The sequence below is a fragment of the Pseudomonas sp. NPDC089395 genome, assembly GCF_044749525.1.
Lineage (GTDB): Bacteria > Pseudomonadota > Gammaproteobacteria > Pseudomonadales > Pseudomonadaceae > Aquipseudomonas.
This window is the reverse complement of the sequence record NZ_JBIVID010000004.1, coordinates 245,739-264,640: the sequence shown is the minus strand read 5'-3', so window position 1 is coordinate 264,640 and position 18,902 is coordinate 245,739. Positions and strand designations below refer to the sequence as shown.

Annotated in this window: 18 protein-coding genes; 9 read left to right on the top strand and 9 right to left on the bottom strand. The window is 62.8% G+C overall.

The genetic code is table 11. From position 1 onward, the window contains the following. Positions 1-78 precede the first annotated feature (78 nt). On the top strand, positions 79-1,494 hold the full coding sequence (locus tag ACIPZG_RS11980) for an acetyl-CoA carboxylase biotin carboxylase subunit (protein ID WP_008098223.1): 1,416 nt from the start codon (positions 79-81) through the stop codon (positions 1,492-1,494). An 11-nt stretch (positions 1,495-1,505) separates the two neighbouring features. After that, on the top strand, positions 1,506-3,317 hold the full coding sequence (gene oadA, locus ACIPZG_RS11975; protein WP_008098225.1) for a sodium-extruding oxaloacetate decarboxylase subunit alpha: 1,812 nt from the start codon (positions 1,506-1,508) through the stop codon (positions 3,315-3,317). Between the two features lie 114 nt (positions 3,318-3,431). On the opposite strand, the gene ACIPZG_RS11970 is transcribed toward oadA, so the two are convergent. From ACIPZG_RS11970 to ACIPZG_RS11960, 3 genes are read right to left on the bottom strand one after another with little or no spacing between them, the layout of a single operon-like run. Continuing rightward, positions 3,432-4,103, bottom strand: a complete 672-nt coding sequence (locus ACIPZG_RS11970) for a GNAT family N-acetyltransferase (protein WP_400713768.1) — start codon at positions 4,101-4,103, stop codon at positions 3,432-3,434. A gap of 7 nt (positions 4,104-4,110) precedes the next feature. Then, positions 4,111-4,557 carry a GNAT family N-acetyltransferase gene (locus ACIPZG_RS11965; RefSeq protein ID WP_400713765.1) on the bottom strand — a complete coding sequence of 149 codons (447 nt, stop codon included), beginning with the start codon at positions 4,555-4,557 and terminating at the stop codon, positions 4,111-4,113. Between the two features lie 12 nt (positions 4,558-4,569). Then, positions 4,570-5,199, bottom strand: a complete 630-nt coding sequence (locus ACIPZG_RS11960; RefSeq protein ID WP_400713762.1) for an FMN-binding negative transcriptional regulator — start codon at positions 5,197-5,199, stop codon at positions 4,570-4,572. Positions 5,200-5,289: 90 nt separating this feature from the next. On the opposite strand from ACIPZG_RS11960, the gene ACIPZG_RS11955 reads away from it, so the two are divergent. Beyond that, positions 5,290-6,816 (top strand): PLP-dependent aminotransferase family protein, encoded by a 1,527-nt coding sequence (locus ACIPZG_RS11955; protein ID WP_400713759.1) that lies wholly within the window; start codon positions 5,290-5,292, stop codon positions 6,814-6,816. A 135-nt stretch (positions 6,817-6,951) separates the two neighbouring features. On the opposite strand, the gene ACIPZG_RS11950 is transcribed toward ACIPZG_RS11955, so the two are convergent. The 4 genes from ACIPZG_RS11950 to aspA all read right to left on the bottom strand — a co-directional run bounded on the left by ACIPZG_RS11950 (position 6,952) and on the right by aspA (position 11,889). Continuing rightward, the gene (locus ACIPZG_RS11950) at positions 6,952-8,055 is read right to left on the bottom strand and encodes a polyamine ABC transporter substrate-binding protein (protein WP_400713756.1); all 1,104 of its coding nucleotides are present in this window, start codon (positions 8,053-8,055) and stop codon (positions 6,952-6,954) included. Then, positions 8,055-9,098 carry a histone deacetylase family protein gene (locus ACIPZG_RS11945; protein WP_400713753.1) on the bottom strand — a complete coding sequence of 348 codons (1,044 nt, stop codon included), beginning with the start codon at positions 9,096-9,098 and terminating at the stop codon, positions 8,055-8,057. The genes ACIPZG_RS11950 and ACIPZG_RS11945 overlap by 1 nt, the downstream gene beginning before the upstream one ends. A gap of 216 nt (positions 9,099-9,314) precedes the next feature. Further along, entirely contained in the window at positions 9,315-10,307 is a 993-nt protein-coding gene (locus ACIPZG_RS11940; RefSeq protein ID WP_008097256.1) for an AraC family transcriptional regulator, read from the bottom strand. 157 nt (positions 10,308-10,464) lie between these two features. Beyond that, positions 10,465-11,889: an aspartate ammonia-lyase gene (gene aspA / locus ACIPZG_RS11935; RefSeq protein ID WP_043273933.1), complete on the bottom strand. Its 1,425-nt coding sequence runs from the start codon at positions 11,887-11,889 to the stop codon at positions 10,465-10,467. Positions 11,890-12,071: 182 nt separating this feature from the next. Between aspA and ACIPZG_RS11930 the strand changes: the two genes are divergently transcribed. The 5 genes from ACIPZG_RS11930 (at position 12,072) to ACIPZG_RS11910 (ending at position 15,738) form a co-directional block, all read left to right on the top strand. Further along, a complete protein-coding gene (locus ACIPZG_RS11930; RefSeq protein WP_400713750.1) occupies positions 12,072-12,986 on the top strand; it encodes a LysR substrate-binding domain-containing protein in 915 nt (304 codons plus the stop codon). A gap of 231 nt (positions 12,987-13,217) precedes the next feature. Then, on the top strand, positions 13,218-13,709 hold the full coding sequence (gene purE, locus ACIPZG_RS11925; RefSeq protein ID WP_400713747.1) for a 5-(carboxyamino)imidazole ribonucleotide mutase: 492 nt from the start codon (positions 13,218-13,220) through the stop codon (positions 13,707-13,709). A 10-nt stretch (positions 13,710-13,719) separates the two neighbouring features. After that, entirely contained in the window at positions 13,720-14,802 is a 1,083-nt protein-coding gene (locus tag ACIPZG_RS11920; protein WP_400713744.1) for a 5-(carboxyamino)imidazole ribonucleotide synthase, read from the top strand. 108 nt (positions 14,803-14,910) lie between these two features. Beyond that, complete coding sequence (locus ACIPZG_RS11915; RefSeq protein ID WP_400638657.1) at positions 14,911-15,156, top strand: GlsB/YeaQ/YmgE family stress response membrane protein; 246 nt, start codon at positions 14,911-14,913, stop codon at positions 15,154-15,156. Between the two features lie 48 nt (positions 15,157-15,204). Next, positions 15,205-15,738 carry a DUF3299 domain-containing protein gene (locus tag ACIPZG_RS11910; protein WP_008097242.1) on the top strand — a complete coding sequence of 178 codons (534 nt, stop codon included), beginning with the start codon at positions 15,205-15,207 and terminating at the stop codon, positions 15,736-15,738. 121 nt (positions 15,739-15,859) lie between these two features. Here ACIPZG_RS11910 and ACIPZG_RS11905 read toward each other — a convergent pair whose 3' ends face one another. After that, positions 15,860-16,756 carry a D-hexose-6-phosphate mutarotase gene (locus tag ACIPZG_RS11905; RefSeq protein ID WP_400713741.1) on the bottom strand — a complete coding sequence of 299 codons (897 nt, stop codon included), beginning with the start codon at positions 16,754-16,756 and terminating at the stop codon, positions 15,860-15,862. A 71-nt stretch (positions 16,757-16,827) separates the two neighbouring features. Further along, entirely contained in the window at positions 16,828-17,226 is a 399-nt protein-coding gene (locus ACIPZG_RS11900; RefSeq protein ID WP_003253317.1) for an acyl-CoA thioesterase, read from the bottom strand. 355 nt (positions 17,227-17,581) lie between these two features. On the opposite strand from ACIPZG_RS11900, the gene ACIPZG_RS11895 reads away from it, so the two are divergent. Next, positions 17,582-18,871 (top strand): MFS transporter, encoded by a 1,290-nt coding sequence (locus ACIPZG_RS11895; RefSeq protein ID WP_400713738.1) that lies wholly within the window; start codon positions 17,582-17,584, stop codon positions 18,869-18,871. Positions 18,872-18,902: the final 31 nt, after the last annotated feature.

The following is an 18,902-nucleotide window of genomic DNA, read 5'->3' as shown; positions in this document are numbered from 1 at the left end:
CGACTGGCCAGCAACATCTGGTCACGCGCCGACCGGTAGAACCGGCTCGTCTGTTCCTACGGCTTTGGGAAGACTCCAGTGATAAAAAAAATCCTGATCGCCAACCGGGGTGAAATCGCAGTTCGGATCGTGCGTGCCTGCGCCGAGATGGGCATTCGCTCTGTCGCGATCTATTCCGACGCCGACCGTCACGCCTTGCACGTCAAGCGCGCCGACGAGGCCTACAGCATTGGCGCCGAGCCTCTTGAGGGTTACCTGAACCCGCGCAAGCTGGTCAACCTTGCTGTGGAAACCGGCTGTGATGCCCTGCACCCGGGTTACGGTTTCCTGTCGGAAAACGCTGAGCTGGCAGAGATCTGCGCCGAGCGCGGGATCAAGTTCATCGGCCCGGCCGCCGACGTCATTCGCCGCATGGGCGACAAGACCGAAGCGCGTCGCACCATGATCCAGGCCGGTGTACCGGTAACCCCGGGCACCGAAGGCAACGTTGCCGACATCCATGAAGCCCTGAGCGAAGGCGAGCGCATCGGTTACCCGGTGATGCTCAAGGCCACCTCTGGCGGTGGCGGTCGCGGCATTCGCCGCTGCAACAGCCGCGAAGAGCTGGAGCAGAACTTCCCGCGGGTCATTTCCGAGGCTACCAAGGCCTTCGGCTCGGCCGAAGTGTTCCTGGAAAAGTGCATCGTCAACCCCAAGCACATCGAGGCGCAGATCCTCGGTGACAGCTTCGGCAACGTGGTGCACCTGTTCGAGCGCGACTGCTCGATCCAGCGCCGTAACCAGAAGCTTGTCGAAATTGCCCCGAGCCCACAGCTTACCCCCGAACAGCGCGCCTACATCGGCGACCTGGCGGTGCGTGCAGCCAAGGCGGTGAACTACGAGAACGCCGGTACCGTGGAGTTCCTGCTCGCCGATGGCGAGGTGTACTTCATGGAGATGAACACCCGGGTGCAGGTGGAGCACACCATCACCGAAGAAATCACCGGTATCGACATCGTCCGCGAGCAGATCCGTATTGCCTCGGGCCTGCCGCTGTCGGTCAAGCAGGAAGACATCCACCACCGCGGTTACGCGTTGCAGTTCCGTATCAACGCCGAAGACCCGAAGAACAACTTCCTGCCGAGTTTCGGCAAGATCACCCGTTACTACGCCCCCGGTGGCCCGGGCGTGCGTACCGACACGGCGATCTACACCGGTTACACCATTCCGCCGTTCTACGACTCCATGTGCCTGAAACTGGTGGTGTGGGCGTTGACCTGGGAAGAAGCCATGGACCGCGGCCTGCGGGCCCTGGACGACATGCGCGTGCAAGGGGTGAAGACCACCGCCGCGTACTACCAGGAAATCCTGCGCAATCCGGAATTCCGTAGCGGCCAGTTCAATACCAGCTTCGTCGAAAGCCATCCTGAACTGACCAACTACTCGATCAAGCGCAAACCCGAAGAGCTGGCCCTGGCCATCGCCGCCGCCATCGCCGCCCACGCAGGCCTGTGAGGAACCTTATAATGTCCAAGAAAATTCACGTAACCGACACGATCCTGCGCGACGCCCACCAGTCCCTGCTGGCCACCCGCATGCGTACCGAAGACATGCTGCCGATCTGCGACAAGCTCGACAAGGTCGGCTACTGGTCGCTGGAAGTCTGGGGCGGCGCCACCTTCGACGCCTGCGTGCGCTTCCTCAAGGAAGACCCGTGGGAGCGCCTGCGCAAACTGCGCAATGCACTGCCCAACACCCGCCTGCAGATGCTCCTGCGCGGACAGAACCTGCTGGGCTACCGCCACTACAGCGATGACGTGGTCAAGGCGTTCGTGGCCAAGGCTGCAGTCAACGGCATCGACGTGTTCCGCATCTTCGATGCCATGAACGACGTACGTAACCTGCGTGTGGCCATCGAAGCGGTCAAGGCTGCCGGCAAGCACGCCCAAGGCACCATCGCCTACACCGTCAGCCCCGTGCACACCATCGACGCCTTTGTAGCTCAGGCCAAGCAGATGGAAGCCATGGGTTGCGATTCGATCGCGATCAAGGACATGGCCGGCCTGCTGACGCCGTTCGCTACCGGCGAGCTGGTCAGGGCGCTGAAAGCCGAGCAGTCGCTGCCGGTGTTCATCCATTCCCACGACACCGCCGGCCTAGCCGCCATGTGCCAGCTCAAGGCTGTGGAAAATGGCGCCGACCACATCGACACCGCCATCTCCAGCTTCGCCTGGGGCACCAGCCACCCGGGCACCGAATCGATGGTCGCGGCGCTCAAGGGCAGCGAGTTCGATACCGGCCTGGACCTGGAACTGCTGCAGGAAATCGGTCTGTACTTCTACGCTGTGCGCAAGAAGTACCACCAGTTCGAAAGCGAGTTCACCTCCGTGGATACCCGCGTGCAGGTCAACCAGGTACCGGGCGGGATGATTTCCAACCTGGCCAACCAGCTCAAGGAGCAGGGCGCTCTCAACCGCATGAACGAAGTGCTGGCTGAGATCCCACGGGTTCGCGAAGACCTCGGCTTCCCGCCGCTGGTGACCCCGACCTCGCAGATCGTCGGCACCCAGGCGTTCTTCAACGTGCTCGCCGGTGAGCGCTACAAGACCATCACCAACGAGGTGAAGCTGTACCTGCAAGGCGGTTACGGCAAGGCGCCAGGTGTGGTCAGTGAGCAACTGCGCCGCCAGGCGATCGGCAGCGAAGAAGTGATCGACGTGCGTCCGGCCGACCTGCTCAAGCCAGAAATGGCCAAGCTGCGTGCCGACATCGGCGCCCTGGCCCGTTGCGAAGAAGACGTCCTGACCTTCGCCATGTTCCCGGACATTGGCCGCAAGTTCCTCGAAGAACGCGAAGCCGGCACCCTGACCCCTGAAGCCCTGCTGCCGATCCCGGAAGCCGGCGCTGTCGCAGCCCATGGTGGCGAAGGCGTACCTACCGAGTTCGTGATCGACGTCCACGGCGAAACCTACCGCGTCGACATTACCGGCGTGGGCGTGAAGGCCGAAGGCAAGCGCCACTTCTACCTGTCGATCGACGGCATGCCGGAAGAAGTGGTGTTCGAGCCGCTCAACGAGTTCGTCGGCGGCGGCGGCGGCAGCAAGCGCAAGCAGGCCAGCGCCCCGGGCCACGTCAGCACCAACATGCCGGGCAACATCGTCGATGTGCTGGTCAAGGAAGGCGACATGGTCAAGGCCGGCCAGGCCGTGCTGATCACCGAAGCGATGAAGATGGAAACCGAAGTGCAGGCGGCCATCGCCGGCAAGGTCGTGGCCATCCACGTGGCCAAGGGCGATCGCGTGACGCCGGGTGAAATCCTGATCGAGATCGAAGGCTGACAGAAGCCTTCATCTGCAAGCGGTTTACCTCTGGGGAGCGGATGCTCCCCTTTTTTTGTGCTGATTTTACTGGCCCTATCGCCGGCAAGCCGCAGATAGGGCCAGTAGGAGCACTCAGTCTTTGCGGCAAGCTTCCAGCGTCCGCACCTGCCCCTCAGGCTGCTGGTTCTCCTCGCTCAACCACCGCTCGAACCCCGCCGCCACCTGCGGCCATTCATCATCGGTAATTGAATACCACGCCGTATCCCGGTTGTGGTCCTTGACCACCAGGTGCTTGCGAAACACCCCTTCGAACTGGAAGCCGAACCGCTCCGCTGCGCGCTTGGAGCGGGCATTGGCGTTGTTGCACTTCCATTCCAGCCGGCGGTTGCCCAGCTCGAAACCCAGTTTGCCCAGCAGGTACACCGCTTCGGTGCTCTTGGGCGTGCGCTGCATGGGGGCGCCGAAGGCGATATGGCCAATTTCGATGCGGCCGTGGTCGGGCACGATCGACATCAGCGTGAGTACGCCCTGGGCCTGGCCGCTGGCGCGGTCGAGGACCGTGAAGTACAGCGGGTCGTGGCCTGCGGCATTGCCCTCGAGCCAGCGGTCGAAGGCGGCGCGCTCGGTGAACGGGCCGTAGGGCAGATAGTCCCACAGGACCGGATCGCAAGCCGGGCCCTGCAGTGCGTCCCACAGATCATCGCCGTGGCGCGCCGGGTCGAGCTTCTCCAGGCGAATGAAACGGCCTTCGAGCGGCTCTGCCCTAGGCGTTGCAGCCGGTTTCCAGTTCAGTGCGTCAGTCATGTTCAGCCTACAGCCCTTTGCGGAATTGGATGAAGCCTGGGCGCTCGGCAACCTGTTCGTACAGGCTGATGGCGGTGGCATTGGTTTCGTGGGTCAGCCAGTGCACCTTGATGCACCCAGCGGCCTTGGTCGTGGCATAGACGTGTTCGATCAACTGGCGGCCGATGCCCAGGCCGCGCTGGGCGCTGTCCACGTACAGATCCTGCAGGTAGCACGCGTTCTCGATGCTCCAGTTGGAGCGATGGTAGATCCAGTTGACCATGCCCACTGCCTTGCCATCGACCCAGGCCAGGGCCGAGTTCGTCGGTTCGCTGGAATCGAGCAGGCGCTGCCAGGTGCTGGCGCTGACGGCCTCGGGCAACTCGGTTTCATAAAAGCGTAGATAGGCCTGCCACAGGGCGAGCCAGGCAGCATGGTCGTTGGCGCCGACAGGGCGCAGGGTGACGCTGGGCATGGGGCTTTTCCTTCAGAGCTGGCGCATCTGCGCCGCGAGTTGGTTGTCGAGGTAATCGGGGCTGCTGCTCAGGCCGTCGCGTACGCCGGCGATGTCTTGCGCCGAACGGTTCTGGCTGAGCTTGCGCGCGCCTTGCAAGCGGGCGATGGGCAGGCGGATACCGACGATGGCGCGGAGCATGCCGTCGAGATAATCGCGGGGCGCATCGGCCACTTTCCACGGCTCATTGCGGTCTTGTTCATGGCGCTCGGTCAGTCGGCTGACGATGTCCAGCAGCGGCGCGGCTTGGTGAATCACTTCGACGGGGCCGTAGGCGTGCACGGCCAGGTAGTTCCAGGTCGGCACCACCTTGGGGTTCTCGGCCTTGCTGGGATAGTAGCTGGGGCTGACGTAGGCATCGGCGCCTGGGAACACCAGCAATGCTTCACCCCCCTGTTCAAGGTCCTGCCATTGGCGATTGGCACGTGCCAAGTGAGCGTAGACGGTGCCGAATTCACCTTCAGCCGCGTCGACCAGCACCGGCAGGTGGGTGGCCAGCAAACCCTGCTCGCCGTGGCTGACCAGCACGGCCAGGCGGGTGTCGAGCATGTGCTGGTGCAGGCGGTGCAGGTCGTGTTCCTGGTGAGGTTTGCTGTTGTACATGCGCAGGTTCCTTGTCGAATGACTCCATCCTAGGCAGGCTATTGGCTCGGAGTAAGATCCATTAACGGCTATTTTCATAGGTCCAATGCCATGAGCGAGCGTCCTCTCCTGTCGCCTTTCGACCCTGCCGGGATCGTTCTCGACCGCCGTCGCGGATTGAGTCAGCAGCTGTATCAAGCCTTGCGCGCGCGCGTGCTGGATGGGCGGCTGGGCAGCGGCACGCGGCTGCCGGCCACTCGCGACCTGGCGGCTACCCTGGCGCTTTCGCGCAACAGCGTGGTGCGTGCCTACGATCAGCTGTATGCCGAGGGCTACATCGAAAGCCGGGTAGGGGATGGCACCTATGTCAGCCGACACGCAAAACTATCCACACAACTATCCACAGGGTTATCCCGGGGTTTATCAACAGGGTTATCCACAAATTCGCCGGAAAACACTGAGGATTTATCCAGCAAAACCCCGTCCAGCGAGCCCTTGGAGCGTCTGAAAAGTAACCATCTACCGCTGCCCAGAAGTGGTGCGCCGCGCGCTTTTCGCGTGGGAATTCCAGCGTTCGACCTGTTCCCGTTTGACGTCTGGGCCAAGCTGCAGGCGGGTTTCTGGCGCAATCCCGACCCTGCACAGCTGGGTTATGGTGACCCAGCAGGCGAGCGGGCACTGCGCGAACTGATTGCGGCGTACTTGCGCCGCTCACGTGGCCTGTCCTGCACGGCTGAACAAATTGTGATCACCAGTGGCGCACAGCAGGCCATCAGCCTTTGTGCACAGTTGCTGTTGCAGCCGGGCGACGGCGTGGCTGTGGAAAACCCAGGCTACAGGGCTGCCGGTCATACCTTCGCCGTGGCTGGCGGCAAAGTGATCGGCATACCCGTGGACGAGGAAGGCATGGATTGCAGCCGCCTGGAGCCGCTACAGGATTGTCGGCTCGCCTATGTCACCCCCGCTCACCAGTACCCGACCGGGGTGACCATGAGCCTGGCCCGGCGCCTGGCGTTGCTGGCCTGGGCCGAGCGTGGCGATGGCTGGATCATCGAGGACGATTATGACGGTGAGTACCGCTACAGCGGCGCGCCGTTGGCCCCGTTGGCGGCGTTGGACCGTCAGGGGAGGGTGTTGTATGTCGGCACCTTCGGCAAGATCGCTTTCCCGTCGCTGCGCCTTGGCTACCTGGTGCTGCCGGCGCGGCTAGTACAGGCCTTCAGTCAGGGCAGGGCGCTGGCGATGCGGCATTCCGAGGTGGGTACGCAGTGCGTGATGGCCGAGTTCATGGCCCAGGGACACTTCCAGCGGCATATCCGGCGCATGCGGCGGGCGGCATTGAGCCGGCGCAATGTGCTGAAAGCCGGTTGGCCTGTGGATGTGCCGGGGCTGGGCGGGATGCCGGAAGTGGCAGCGGGGCTGCACGTGAAGGTGGATGTGGATAGCTTTGCGCGCGAGCAGGAACTGGTTGCGCGGGCTGAGGCGGTGGGGGTGGAGGTCAATCCGCTGAGCAGCTACTGGATGGAAGACAGCGCGGTGCCTTTGGATAAGCGCGCAGGGCTGGTGCTGGGGTTTGCGGCGGTGCCGGAGGGGGAAATGGCCGAAGCCTTGATGCGGTTGCGCAAGGTCTGGAAGTAGGAGCGGCCTTGTGTCGCGAAAGGGCTGCGAAGCAGCCCCAGGATTTCAGCAGCCTGCAAAATCTGCTGGGACTGCTTCGCAGTCCTTTCGCGACACAAGGCCGCTCCTACAGGGATCGCACAGATTGATGCAGCATCAGGTCCCGGACTTGATCCTGGTCCACGCCCGCGTCCGTGCCCGCTCTGCGTCACGCGACAATGGCTTGAGCGTATACAGCTTGGTCATGGCCTTGGCGGTCGGGTACAGGTTCGGGTTGTTGCGAATCGCCGGGGCGACTTTATCGGTCGCATCCTTGTTCGGGTTCGGATACCCGACAAAGTCGCTGATCGGCGCAATCACTTCCGGGCGCAGCAGGTAGTTGATGAAGCTATGCGCATCCTCCGGGTTGGCGGCATTCTTCGGAATTGCCAGCATGTCGAACCAGATCGGCGCGCCTTCCTTGGGCAAGCGCATGTCCACCACTACGCCATTCTTCGCGTCCCGCGCGCGGTTGGCGGCCTGGGAGAAACTGCCGGAATAACCGACGGCCACGCAGATGTCACCGTTGGCGATGTCAGCCATGTACTTCGAGGAGTGGAAGTACGTGATGTGCGGGCGGATCTTCAGCAGCAGGGCTTCGGCCTTCTTGTAGTCGTCCGGCTTGCCGCTGTTGGGGTCCAGGCCCAGGTACTGCAGGGCCAGCGGCAGGATCTCCGAAGGTGAGTCGAGCAGCGCCACGCCGCATTGCTTGAGCTTGGCGATGTTCTCTTCCTTGAAGATCAGATCCCAGCTGTCCACCGGCGCGTTGCCGCCCAGCACTGCTTTGACCTTGTCCGGGTTGAAGCCAATCAGCACGGTGCCGTACATGTAGGGCACGGCGAACTTGTTACCGGGGTCGTTGGCCTCGATCAGCTTCATCAGCGCCGGGTCCAGGTGCTGCCAGTTCGGCAGTTTGCTGCGGTCCAGCGGCTGGAAAACGCCGGCTTCGATCTGCTTGGCGAGGAACACGTTGGACGGCACCACCACGTCATAGCCGGAGTTACCGGTCAGCAGCTTGGCTTCCAGCGCTTCGTTGGTGTCGAAGATGTCGTAGATCAGCTTGACGCCGCTGTCCTTCTGGAAGTCGGTCAGCGTCTGCGGGGTGATGTAGTCGAACCAGTTGTAGACCCGCAGGGTGCGCTGTTCAGCCTGGGCCTGCAGGGCGCCGGTGAGCAGGGTGGCAGCGATGAACGGGGCGAGCAGACGCTTGAGTCGGACCATTACCGGGCTCCTGGCTGGGCGCACTGGAAGCCTTCCAGCACGTTGACGGCGTTGATGCCGATTTCTTCCACAGCGTAGCCACCTTCCATCACGAACAAGGTCGGCTTGCCCAGTTGCGCGATGCGCTTGCCCATTTCCAGGTAGTCCGGGCTGTCCAGCTTGAATTGGGAGATCGGGTCGTCCTTGAAGGTGTCCACGCCCAGCGAAATCACCAGGACATCGGCATCGTAGTCGGCGATGCGCTGGCAGGCGGCTTCCAGGGCGGCGCTCCAGGCGGCCCAGTCACTGCCGGCGGGCAATGGGTAGTTGATGTTGCAGCCCTCGCCGGCGCCCTCACCGGTTTCGTCGGCATAGCCCAGGAAGAACGGGAATTCGGCCTGCGGATCGCCGTGGATCGAGGCGAAGAACACGTCGCTGCGCTGATAGAAGATGTCCTGGGTGCCGTTGCCGTGGTGGTAATCGACATCGAGGATGGCCACTTTCGCACGGCCTTGGTCGAGGAAGGCCTGGGCGGCGATGGCGGCATTGTTCAGGTAGCAGTAGCCGCCCATGACTTCTGCAGCGGCGTGGTGCCCTGGTGGGCGGCACAGGGCGAAAGCCGAATGCGCGCCCTGCTGGATGGCGGCCTGGGCGGTGAGGGCAACCTGCGCGGCACTGTAGGCGGCCTGCCAGGTGCCGGCGGTGATGGGGGCGCCGGCATCGAAGCTGTAGTAACCCAGTTCGCCGTGCAGGCCGGTCGGCTTGACCTGGCGCAGGGTGCGCGCTGGCCAGGTGAAGGGCAGCAGATCGCCCTCGTGCCCCAGCGCCGCCCAGCGCGCCCAGGCGCCCTCGAAGAAGTCGAGGTAGTCGGCGCTGTGGATGCGTTGCAACGGTGCGCGGCCGAAGTCGGTCGGGCCTGCGACCTCGCCGAGGTTGCGCTTTTTCACTTGGTCGAGCACATGGTCGGCGCGCGAAGGCATTTCGAAGCAGGGCATCAGCTTGCCGTCGATCAGCTCGCAGCGGCCGTGGTGCAGGCGGTGGTCATCGGAATAGATTGTCAGCATTTTGTTGTTCTCTGGGGGGACAGGCGTGGGCCCATTTTCATGGGCGACCCGCAGGGGGAGAACGACGCAAACGGCCAAAAGGGGATCGATGTGGCCAAGGTCGCTGGCCGGTACCGGCCTCATCGCCGGCAAGCCGGCTCCCACAGGTACCCCGCCAGCCTCAAGAGCGGCGCTATCCCTGTGGGAGCCGGCTTGCCGGCGATAGGGCCAGTACAGTCAGCCGCGGAAATGGCTTGGCGCTACACCACTCCAACGCTGGAACGCATGCCGAAAACTGGCCGTCTCACTGAAACCCAAGGTCTCGGCAATCCGATAGATCGGCATCTGCTCATCAGCCAGCAACTGCTTGGCCCTTTCAAAGCGCAGGTCATCGAGCAGCTGTTGATAACTGCTGCCCAGTGCCTGCAGGTGCCGGCGCAAGGTTCGCGACGAGCAGTTCATCTGCCGCGCCAGCCCTTCCAGGCCCGGCGCGGCATCCAGTTGCTGCAGCAACAGCTGGCGAATCCGTCCTAGCCAGGCCTGGCGCCCAGTGAATTCAAGGTTCAGCCGTCGGCAACGCTCGCTCATGGCCTTGTGGGTAATCGGGTCGGCCAGCGGCAAGGGGGTGTCGAGCCAGCGCCGCTCGAAGGCAAATGCATTGTCTTTGTCGGCGAAGCTCAAGGGGCACTCGAATGCACGGGTATAAAGTCCGTGATAGCCGGGTTGAGCGTGTTCGAAGCGGGCGCCGAGCAACGGCAGTGGGCGACCGAGCAGATCGTCACAGATGACTTTCAGTGAAACCAGGCAGAACTCGGCATTGAAGGCGGCCAGTGCCGGGCTGTCACCATAGTCGCTGGCGCTGAACCAGACCCGTTGGCCATCGTCGATCAGGCGTAGCTGGAAGACTGTTCCCAGCAGTGCCGGATACTGCAGCGCCACGCGCAAGGCGTCACCCAAAGTGGCACTGGAGAGCAGCGCGTAACCGAGCATGCCGTAGCACGACACATGCATGCGCCGGCCCAGTTCCAGGCCGATGTCCTCGCGCCGCGCCACGGCATTGGCGCACACCTGCAGCTCTTGCTGGGTGGTGATGCGTGCATCGGCATGCCCAAGGTCTTGCGGGCCAATGCCGCTGCCGGCCAGCAACGCCGCCGCTTCGCAACCGTCTTCCTGAAACAGGTTGAGGATCAGCGAAACCGCGTTCAGGGTGGTCAGGTGGCTATGCAGCATGCTCGGTAATCCCGTTTGCCTGGGAGGCATTATGGAGCAAGTTGTGTGCCGGGCAGCGGCGGGCATAAAAAAAGGGCCCGGAGCGTGCGCTCGGGCCCTTGAAAGGTTGAGAGGTGTCTAGTCCCTCGACCTGGTGAGACTGTTTGCAGCGGTCGGGTTACGCCTTCAGCGGAACCAGACGTGGAGCGATCATGTTTTCCGGACGCAGGATGTCGTTGAGCATCGCTTCGTCCAGCAGCTGTTCTTCGCGCACCAGTTCCAGGACGCCGCGGCCGGTTTCCAGGGCAACGCGAGCGATACGGGTGGCGTTTTCGTAGCCGATGTACGGGTTCAGGGCGGTGACCAGGCCGATCGAGTGCTCGACCAGTTCACGGCAGCGCTGTTCGTTGGCGGTGATGCCGACGATGCAGTGCTCGCGCAGCATGTCCATGGCGCGTTGCAGCAGGCGGATCGAGTCGAAGATCTTGTAGGCGATCAGCGGCTCCATCACGTTCAGCTGCAGCTGGCCACCTTCGGCGGCGACGGTCAGGGCCAGGTCGTTGCCCATGATGGCGAAGGCCACTTGGTTGACCGCTTCCGGGATAACCGGGTTGACCTTGCCTGGCATGATCGAGCTGCCTGGCTGACGCGCTGGCAGGTTGATCTCGTTGATGCCGGTGCGCGGGCCGCTGGACAGCAGGCGCAGGTCGTTGCAGATCTTCGACAGCTTGACCGCGGTACGCTTGAGCATGCCGGAGAACAGCACGAAGGCACCCATGTCGGAGGTGGCTTCGATCAGGTCGGCAGCCGGTACCAGCGGTTGGCCGCTGATGGTGGCCAGGCGCTGTACGGCCAGGGCCTGGTAGCCCGGGTCGGCGTTGATGCCGGTACCGATGGCGGTACCGCCCAGGTTGATTTCGGTCAGCAGTTCCGGCGCCAGCGAGCGCAGGCGCTGCAGGTCTTCGGTCATGGTGGTGGCGAAGGCGCGGAATTCCTGGCCCAGGGTCATCGGCACGGCGTCCTGCAGCTGGGTGCGGCCCATCTTCAGTACGTGGTCGAACTCTTTACCCTTGGCAGCGAAGGCCTGGATCAGGCTGTCGAGGCTGGCCAGCAGGGCGTCGTGACCCAGCAGCAGACCCAGACGGATGGCGGTCGGGTAGGCGTCGTTGGTCGACTGTGCCATGTTCACATCGTTGTTCGGGTGCAGGTACTGGTACTCACCCTTCTGGTGACCCATGGCCTCCAGCGCGATGTTGGCGATGACTTCGTTGGCGTTCATGTTGGTAGAAGTACCAGCACCGCCTTGAATCATGTCCACCACGAACTGCTCGTGGTAGTCGCCCTTGATCAGTCGTGCGCAGGCTGCGCTGATCGCGGCGTGCTTGGCATCGCTCAGGTGCCCCAGCTCACGGTTGGCGTCAGCAGCTGCCTGCTTGACCATCGCCAGGCCGACTACCAGTTTCGGGTAGTGCGACAGCGGAACACCGGAGAGGTGGAAGTTGTTGGCAGCGCGCAGAGTCTGGATGCCGTAGTAGGCATCGGCAGGGACTTCAAGGGTACCAAGCAGATCTTTTTCGACGCGGAACGATGCAGCGGAGGACATGATGGATATCATCTCGATTTTGACCCGGCACATGCCGGAATGGCGCCAATCCTAGGCCTGAAGGGGATTTTGCGGCCAATGCTGATGCACGCTAACCTATGCACAAACGGCATAGTGATTCGTGTGACGCTAATTGACAAACGAGCGTGTTCCAATTTGGTGCACGCCGGGAGACCTGCTTCATGAACCTCGAAAGCAAGTGGCTGGAAGACTTCAGTGCCCTGGCCGCTACCCGCAGTTTTTCCCAGGCGGCGGAGCGCCGTTTCGTGACTCAGCCGGCCTTCAGCCGGCGGATTCGCAGCCTGGAGGCAGCCCTTGGGCTGACCTTGGTGAATCGTTCCCGCACCCCGATTGAATTGACCGAGGCGGGGCAGCTGTTTCTGGTAACGGCACGGACGGTTGTCGACCAGTTGGGTGAGGTTCTTCGCCACCTGCATCACCTCGAAGGCGGGCAGGGCGAGGTGATCCAGGTGGCCGCTGCACACTCCCTCGCATCGGGCTTTTTCCCACGTTGGGTTGCTCAGTTGCGCAACGAAGGTTTGAACATCGCCACCCGCCTGGTTGCGACTAACGTCGGAGATGCCGTGCATGCTTTGCGTGAGGGCGGATGCGATTTGATGCTGGCTTTCTACGATCCCGATGCAGCGCTGCAGATGGACGCCGAAATTTTCCCGTCGCTGCACATGGGCACCACCGAAATGCTGCCGGTGTGCGCCGTGGGTGCCGACGGTAAGCCCTTGTTCGACCTCGAAGGCGATAGCAGTGTGCCGTTGCTGGCTTACAGCGCCGGTGCGTTCCTCGGCCGTTCGGTCAACCTCCTGCTGCGCCAGCGCAGCCTGCGCTACACCACGGTTTACGAAACTGCCATGGCCGACAGTCTCAAGAGCATGGCCCTGGAAGGCATGGGCATTGCCTGGGTGCCGCATCTGTCGATGCGTGGCGAGCTGGCGCGGGGTGAGCTGGCCATTTGCGGGGGCAGTCAATGGCATGTGCCACTGGAAATACGCCTGTACCGTTGCGCCCTGGTGCGCAAGGCCAACGTCCGGCTGTTGTGGCGCAAGCTGGAGTCCAGTGCTCAGGTTGAAGGGGTTGTTTGAGGCGTTGAAGAGAAAGCCATGCACCCCCAAAAAAACTTGTCCCGCGAGACAGCTTGCCTTTGATCTGCCAATGTGCATACAGGGCTGGGCGGTTTACTCATCCATACGCTATAATCCCGCGCCTTCGGCCAACCTGGTCGATTCAGAATCCGTATGACAAGCCACGCCGGTCCACCTGCGTGGCTTGTTGCTTTTAGCGCGCCAGAAGGCGCTTGCAGGAGAGGCTCGACGATGAGTGCACTGGTTGGCGTGATCATGGGCTCCAAGTCCGATTGGTCCACCCTTAGCCACACCGCCGATATGCTGGAAAAACTCGGCATTCCCTACGAAGTGAAGGTGGTTTCCGCCCACCGCACCCCGGACTTGCTGTTCCAGTACGCCGAAGAGGCAGAAGGGCGTGGCATCGAGGTGATCATTGCCGGTGCCGGTGGCGCTGCCCACCTGCCAGGCATGTGCGCCGCCAAGACCCACCTGCCGGTGCTGGGCGTGCCGGTGCAGTCCTCGATGCTGTCGGGTGTCGACTCGCTGCTGTCGATCGTGCAGATGCCGGCAGGTGTGCCGGTTGCCACCCTGGCCATCGGCCGTGCGGGCGCGGTCAACGCTGCGCTGCTGTCGGCGAGCATCCTCGGCGCCAAGTACCCGCAGTACCACGTCGCGCTGAAGCAGTTCCGTACGGAGCAGACCGACACCGTGCTGGACAATCCTGATCCACGCCAGGCTTGAGGCTGACTCCATGAAGATCGGTGTAATCGGTGGCGGCCAACTCGGCCGCATGCTGGCCCTGGCGGGTACTCCGCTGGGCATGAACTTCGCCTTCCTCGACCCGGCGCCAGACGCCTGTGCCGCGCCCCTGGGGGAACACCTGCGGGCCGACTACAGCGACCAGGATCACCTGCGCCAGCTGGCCGACGAAGTTGACCTGGTAACGTTCGAGTTCGAAAGCGTCCCGGCCGAAACCGTGGCTTTCCTTTCGCAGTTCGTCCCGGTCTACCCGAGCGCCGAGGCGCTGCGCATCGCCCGCGACCGTCTGTTCGAAAAGAGCATGTTCCGCGACCTGGGCATTCCGACCCCGGCCTTCGCCGACATTCTTTCGCAGCAGGACCTCGATGCCGCGGTAGCCAGCATCGGCCTGCCGGCGGTGCTCAAGACCCGTACCCTGGGCTATGACGGCAAGGGCCAGAAGGTCCTGCGCAAACCTGAGGATGTGGTCGGCACCTTCGCTGAGCTGGGCAGCGTGCCCTGCCTGCTGGAAGGCTTCGTGCCGTTCACCGGCGAAGTATCGTTGGTGGCCGTGCGTGCCCGCGATGGCGAAACCCGCTTCTACCCGCTGGTGCACAACACCCACGAGAGCGGCATCCTGCGCCTGTCCGTGGCCAGTGAGGCGCACCCGCTGCAGGCGCTGGCCGAAGACTACGTCGGCCGTGTGCTCAAGCAGCTGGACTACGTTGGCGTGATGGCGTTCGAGTTCTTTGAAGTCGACGGTGGCCTGAAGGCCAACGAAATTGCCCCGCGTGTGCACAACTCCGGGCACTGGACCATCGAAGGGGCCGAGTGCAGCCAGTTCGAGAACCACTTGCGCGCCGTTGCCGGCCTGCCATTGGGCTCGACTGCCAAGGTCGGCGAAAGCGCGATGCTCAACTTCATCGGTGAAGTGCCAGCAGTGGACAAGGTCGTTGCCATCGACGACTGCCACCTGCACCACTACGGCAAGGCCTTCAAGGTCGGGCGCAAGGTCGGCCACGCCACCCTGCGTTGCCAGGACATGGCTACTCTGCGCTGCAAGATTGCCGAAGTAGAGGCGCTGATCAGCAACTGATCGCGCTTTCGTTCGAACTTCTGCAAGCGGCTTGCCCTCAGAAATGGCAACAAGTCAAAGCGCTGTCTAGGCTTTGGCTTGTTCCATCTTCATCACAGAGGGGTTGCCATGGGCATCATCGGAACTATCTTCATCGGTCTCATCGTTGGCCTGCTGGCCCGCTTCATCAAGCCGGGCGACGACAGCATGGGCTGGATCATGACCATCCTGCTGGGTATCGCCGGCTCCCTGCTCGCCACCTATGGCGGCCAGGCGCTGGGGATCTATCAGGCAGGCCAGGCGGCGGGCTTCATTGGCGCGCTGATAGGCGCGGTGATCGTTCTGGTGATCTACGGATTCATCAAGAAGCGCTGATTACTGGTTAGAATGCCCGGCAATTCAACCGAGTTGCCGAGCATTTTCATGCGTGCGTTTTTCCTCATCCCCTTGCTGCTTGCCAGCACCCTGGCCCATGCCGAGCTGCCTGAAACCGACTGGTTGGAGCTGATGCCCGAGTCGGACCAGCAGGCGCTGGAGCAAATGCCCGAAATCGATCACGACTCACCCGAGGCCATGGGCACCTTCACCGACAAGGGTGGCCTCAAGCAGAGCAAAGGGCTACCGGCGGTGATGTACTCGACCAAGACCGTGGCGGCCATGAATGGCAAGGACATCCGCCTGGGCGGTTATCCGGTGCCGTTGGAAAGCGATGCCAAGGGCAACAGCACGCTGTTCTTCCTGGTGCCTTACCCAGGCGCCTGCATTCACGTACCGCCGCCGCCGCCGAACCAGTTGGTGCTGGTGCGTTATCCGAAGGGGCTGAAGATCGACGATATCTACACGCCGCTGTGGGTCAGCGGGACGTTGAAGGTGGAGAAGGTCAGCAATGACCTGGCGGATGCGGCCTATGCGCTGGAGGCGGGGAAGGTGAGGGTGGTGGAAGACGCTGACCTTTGAGGTATTGGGGCTGCTTTGCAGCCCTTTCGCGACACAAGGCCGCTCCTACAGGGATAGCGCTCGCCTGTAGGAGCGGCCTTGTGTCGCGAAAGGGCCGCGCAGCGGCCCCAGGGACCTCCTGTCAAAGTGCTTCGCTGGCCACGATCACGTTCAGCGCATGGCTCGCCCCAGGCCGCAACGCCACCACGTCATCCCAGACATTCGCCGTCTCGATGCACAGCATCCGCTGCCAGCCATCATCGGCCATGTCCGCCAGTTCCTTGGCCCGCTCGGTCCACGGGTTCCAGATCACCGCCGAACGCGAGCCACTGCTGGTCAAGGTGATGCGTCGGCTCCAGTGTGGGTCGACGATGCTCAGCGTGGTCGGTGTATCGAGGTAGATTCGGTCGGTCTCACCGGCAAAGGTCAACGCACCTTGTTGCTGGCGCTGCTCCCAGTCGGCCAGGGTTTCGATGTACGCCAGCCCCTCGACGCCCTCGACCCGCGCCTGGCGTACGTCGCTGACCGCGAAGTAACTGTGCAGAGCCTGGCTGATGGTCACAGGGGTATTGCCCATGTTGCGGCTGGTCAGGCTCAGTTCGAGCGCATCGCCCAGCACCACCAGCAGCTTCAATTCAACGTCATGCGGCCAATCCGCCAGGTCGCCCTGGGCTTCGGGCAGGCCGAATTCGATGCGCAGTTCGCTGCCCGACTCCTCGATGCCCAGCAATTGCCAGTCACGCGTGCGCGCCAGACCATGGGCAGGCGCCTGCTCACCGCGGAACATGGATTGAACCGATTGCGGGTTGCGCTGCAGGTTGCCAAACCACGGCCAGCACACCGGCACACCGGCGCGCACCGACTTGCCCTGGCGGAAGATGGCCTGGTCGCTCAGCCACAGTAGCGGTGGCTCGCCAACACGCTGGTAGCTGAGGATCTGCGCACCCTGCTGGGCGATCAGTAGTTCGGCGCGGTCGCTGCTGATGCGCCAGCAGTTGAGTTCGCCGTGTTGCTCGGTTTCGACCTTGAAGGTAGCCATTGCGCTCTTCTCATTGATTGTCCGTGGGTCTTCGACCCGATGACCTGCAATGAGTTTAACGCTCGCATGGCTCAGCGACGAGGCACCGAACGGGTACGGCCACTGCCATCGATGGCCACGAACACGAACACCGCTTCGGTGACCTTGCGCCATTCGCTGGACAACGGGTCATCGCTCCACACTTCCACCATCATCTGGATCGAGCTGCGGCCGATTTCCAGGGTCTGGGTATAGAACGACAGTTGCGCGCCCACGGCTACAGGCACCAGGAAGGCCATGCGGTCGATGGCTACCGTGGCCACCCGGCCACCTGCAACGCGGCTGGCCATGGCTGTGCCGGCCAGATCCATCTGGGCAACCAGCCAACCGCCGAAGATGTCGCCGAAACCGTTGGTCTCGCGTGGCAATGCGGTGATCTGCAAGGCCAGGTCGCCTTGCGGGATGGGATCTTCTTGTTCGAGTTCAATCATGCGGTGGGGCCTCTGACCCGTGACGCTTTCGTTGGTGTGGCGAGGGAAAACGATCCAGCTGTAAAAGATACTACGCCGATATCGCTTCGCTGGACGGCCATAGGGAAATTCTGCGAAACCGTCTGACATCAAGACCGGCGATTTCGCACAATATCCCAAGGGCGACAGCAACCTTTTCCTACGAACGGCCAGTATATATAGCCAAACGACCAGCGACGACCGCGTATTCATGAATATCTATAGGGATTTTGTGTCGCTTTCGGCGTAGCTCGGCAATTTGCTATCTTCGCCAGTTCGCCCAATCCAGAAGCCGCGTTGCAAGCGGCCTGCATGACCTACAAGAGAACAACCAGCGATGACCTCCGTGCCGAGCAGTATCGAGCAGCCTTCGCGGCCGCTGACCCGCAGTGACTACAAAACCCTCTCACTGTCCGCCCTGGGCGGAGCCCTGGAGTTCTACGACTTCATCATCTTCGTGTTCTTCGCCACCGTGGTCGGCAAGCTGTTCTTCCCGGCCGACATGCCCGAATGGCTACGCCTGATGCAGACCTTCGGCATCTTCGCCGCCGGCTACCTGGCGCGGCCGCTGGGCGGCATCGTCATGGCGCACTTCGGCGACTTGCTGGGGCGCAAGAAGATGTTCACCCTGAGCATCTTCATGATGGCCCTGCCGACCCTGATCATGGGCCTGCTGCCGACTTATGCACAGATCGGCATGTGGGCGCCGATCCTGTTGCTGCTGATGCGCGTGATCCAGGGCGCGGCGATTGGCGGGGAAGTGCCGGGGGCCTGGGTGTTCGTCTCCGAACACGTGCCTGCACGCAATACCGGGTATGCCTGCGGCACCCTGACCGCCGGCCTGACGGCGGGCATTCTGCTGGGTTCGCTGGTGGCGACGCTGATCAACACCGTCTACACCCCTGAAGAAGTGGCTGACTACGCCTGGCGTGTGCCGTTCCTGCTGGGTGGTGTGTTCGGGTTCTTTGCCGTGTACCTGCGCCGCTGGCTGCATGAAACTCCGGTGTTCGCCGAGATGCAGCAGCGCAAGGCGCTTGCCGAGGAGCTGCCCCTGCGTGCGGTGCTGCGCGATCACCGTGGGCCGATCATCCTGTCGATGCTGCTGACCTGGATGCTGTCGGCAGGCATCGTGGTGGTCATCCTGATGACCCCGGCGCTGCTGCAGAGCATCTATCACATCAGCCCGACCGACTCGCTCAAGGCCAACAGCCTGGCCATCGTGCTGCTGAGCCTTGGCTGCGTTGCCTCGGGTAGCCTCGCCGATCGTTTCGGTGCAGGGCGCGTGTTCGTCATCGGCAGCCTGATGTTGCTGGTGAGCTCCTGGACCTTCTACCACAGCCTGCCGACCCACCCGGAGCTGCTGTTCCCGCTGTACGCCGTAACGGGTCTGTGCGTGGGCGTGATCGGTGCGGTGCCTTATGTGATGGTCAAGGCATTCCCGGCGGTGGTGCGCTTCAGTGGGCTGTCGTTCTCCTACAACGTGGCTTATGCGATCTTCGGCGGTCTTACGCCGATGGTGGTGACTGCGCTGCTCAAGGTCAGCCCGATGGCACCGGCCTACTATGTTGCCGGCTTGTGCGCCGTCGGTCTGATCGTCGGCCTCTATCTGCTCGCCAATAAACGCTAAGGCCTCGACCGCCGAACCCTGTGGGAGCCGG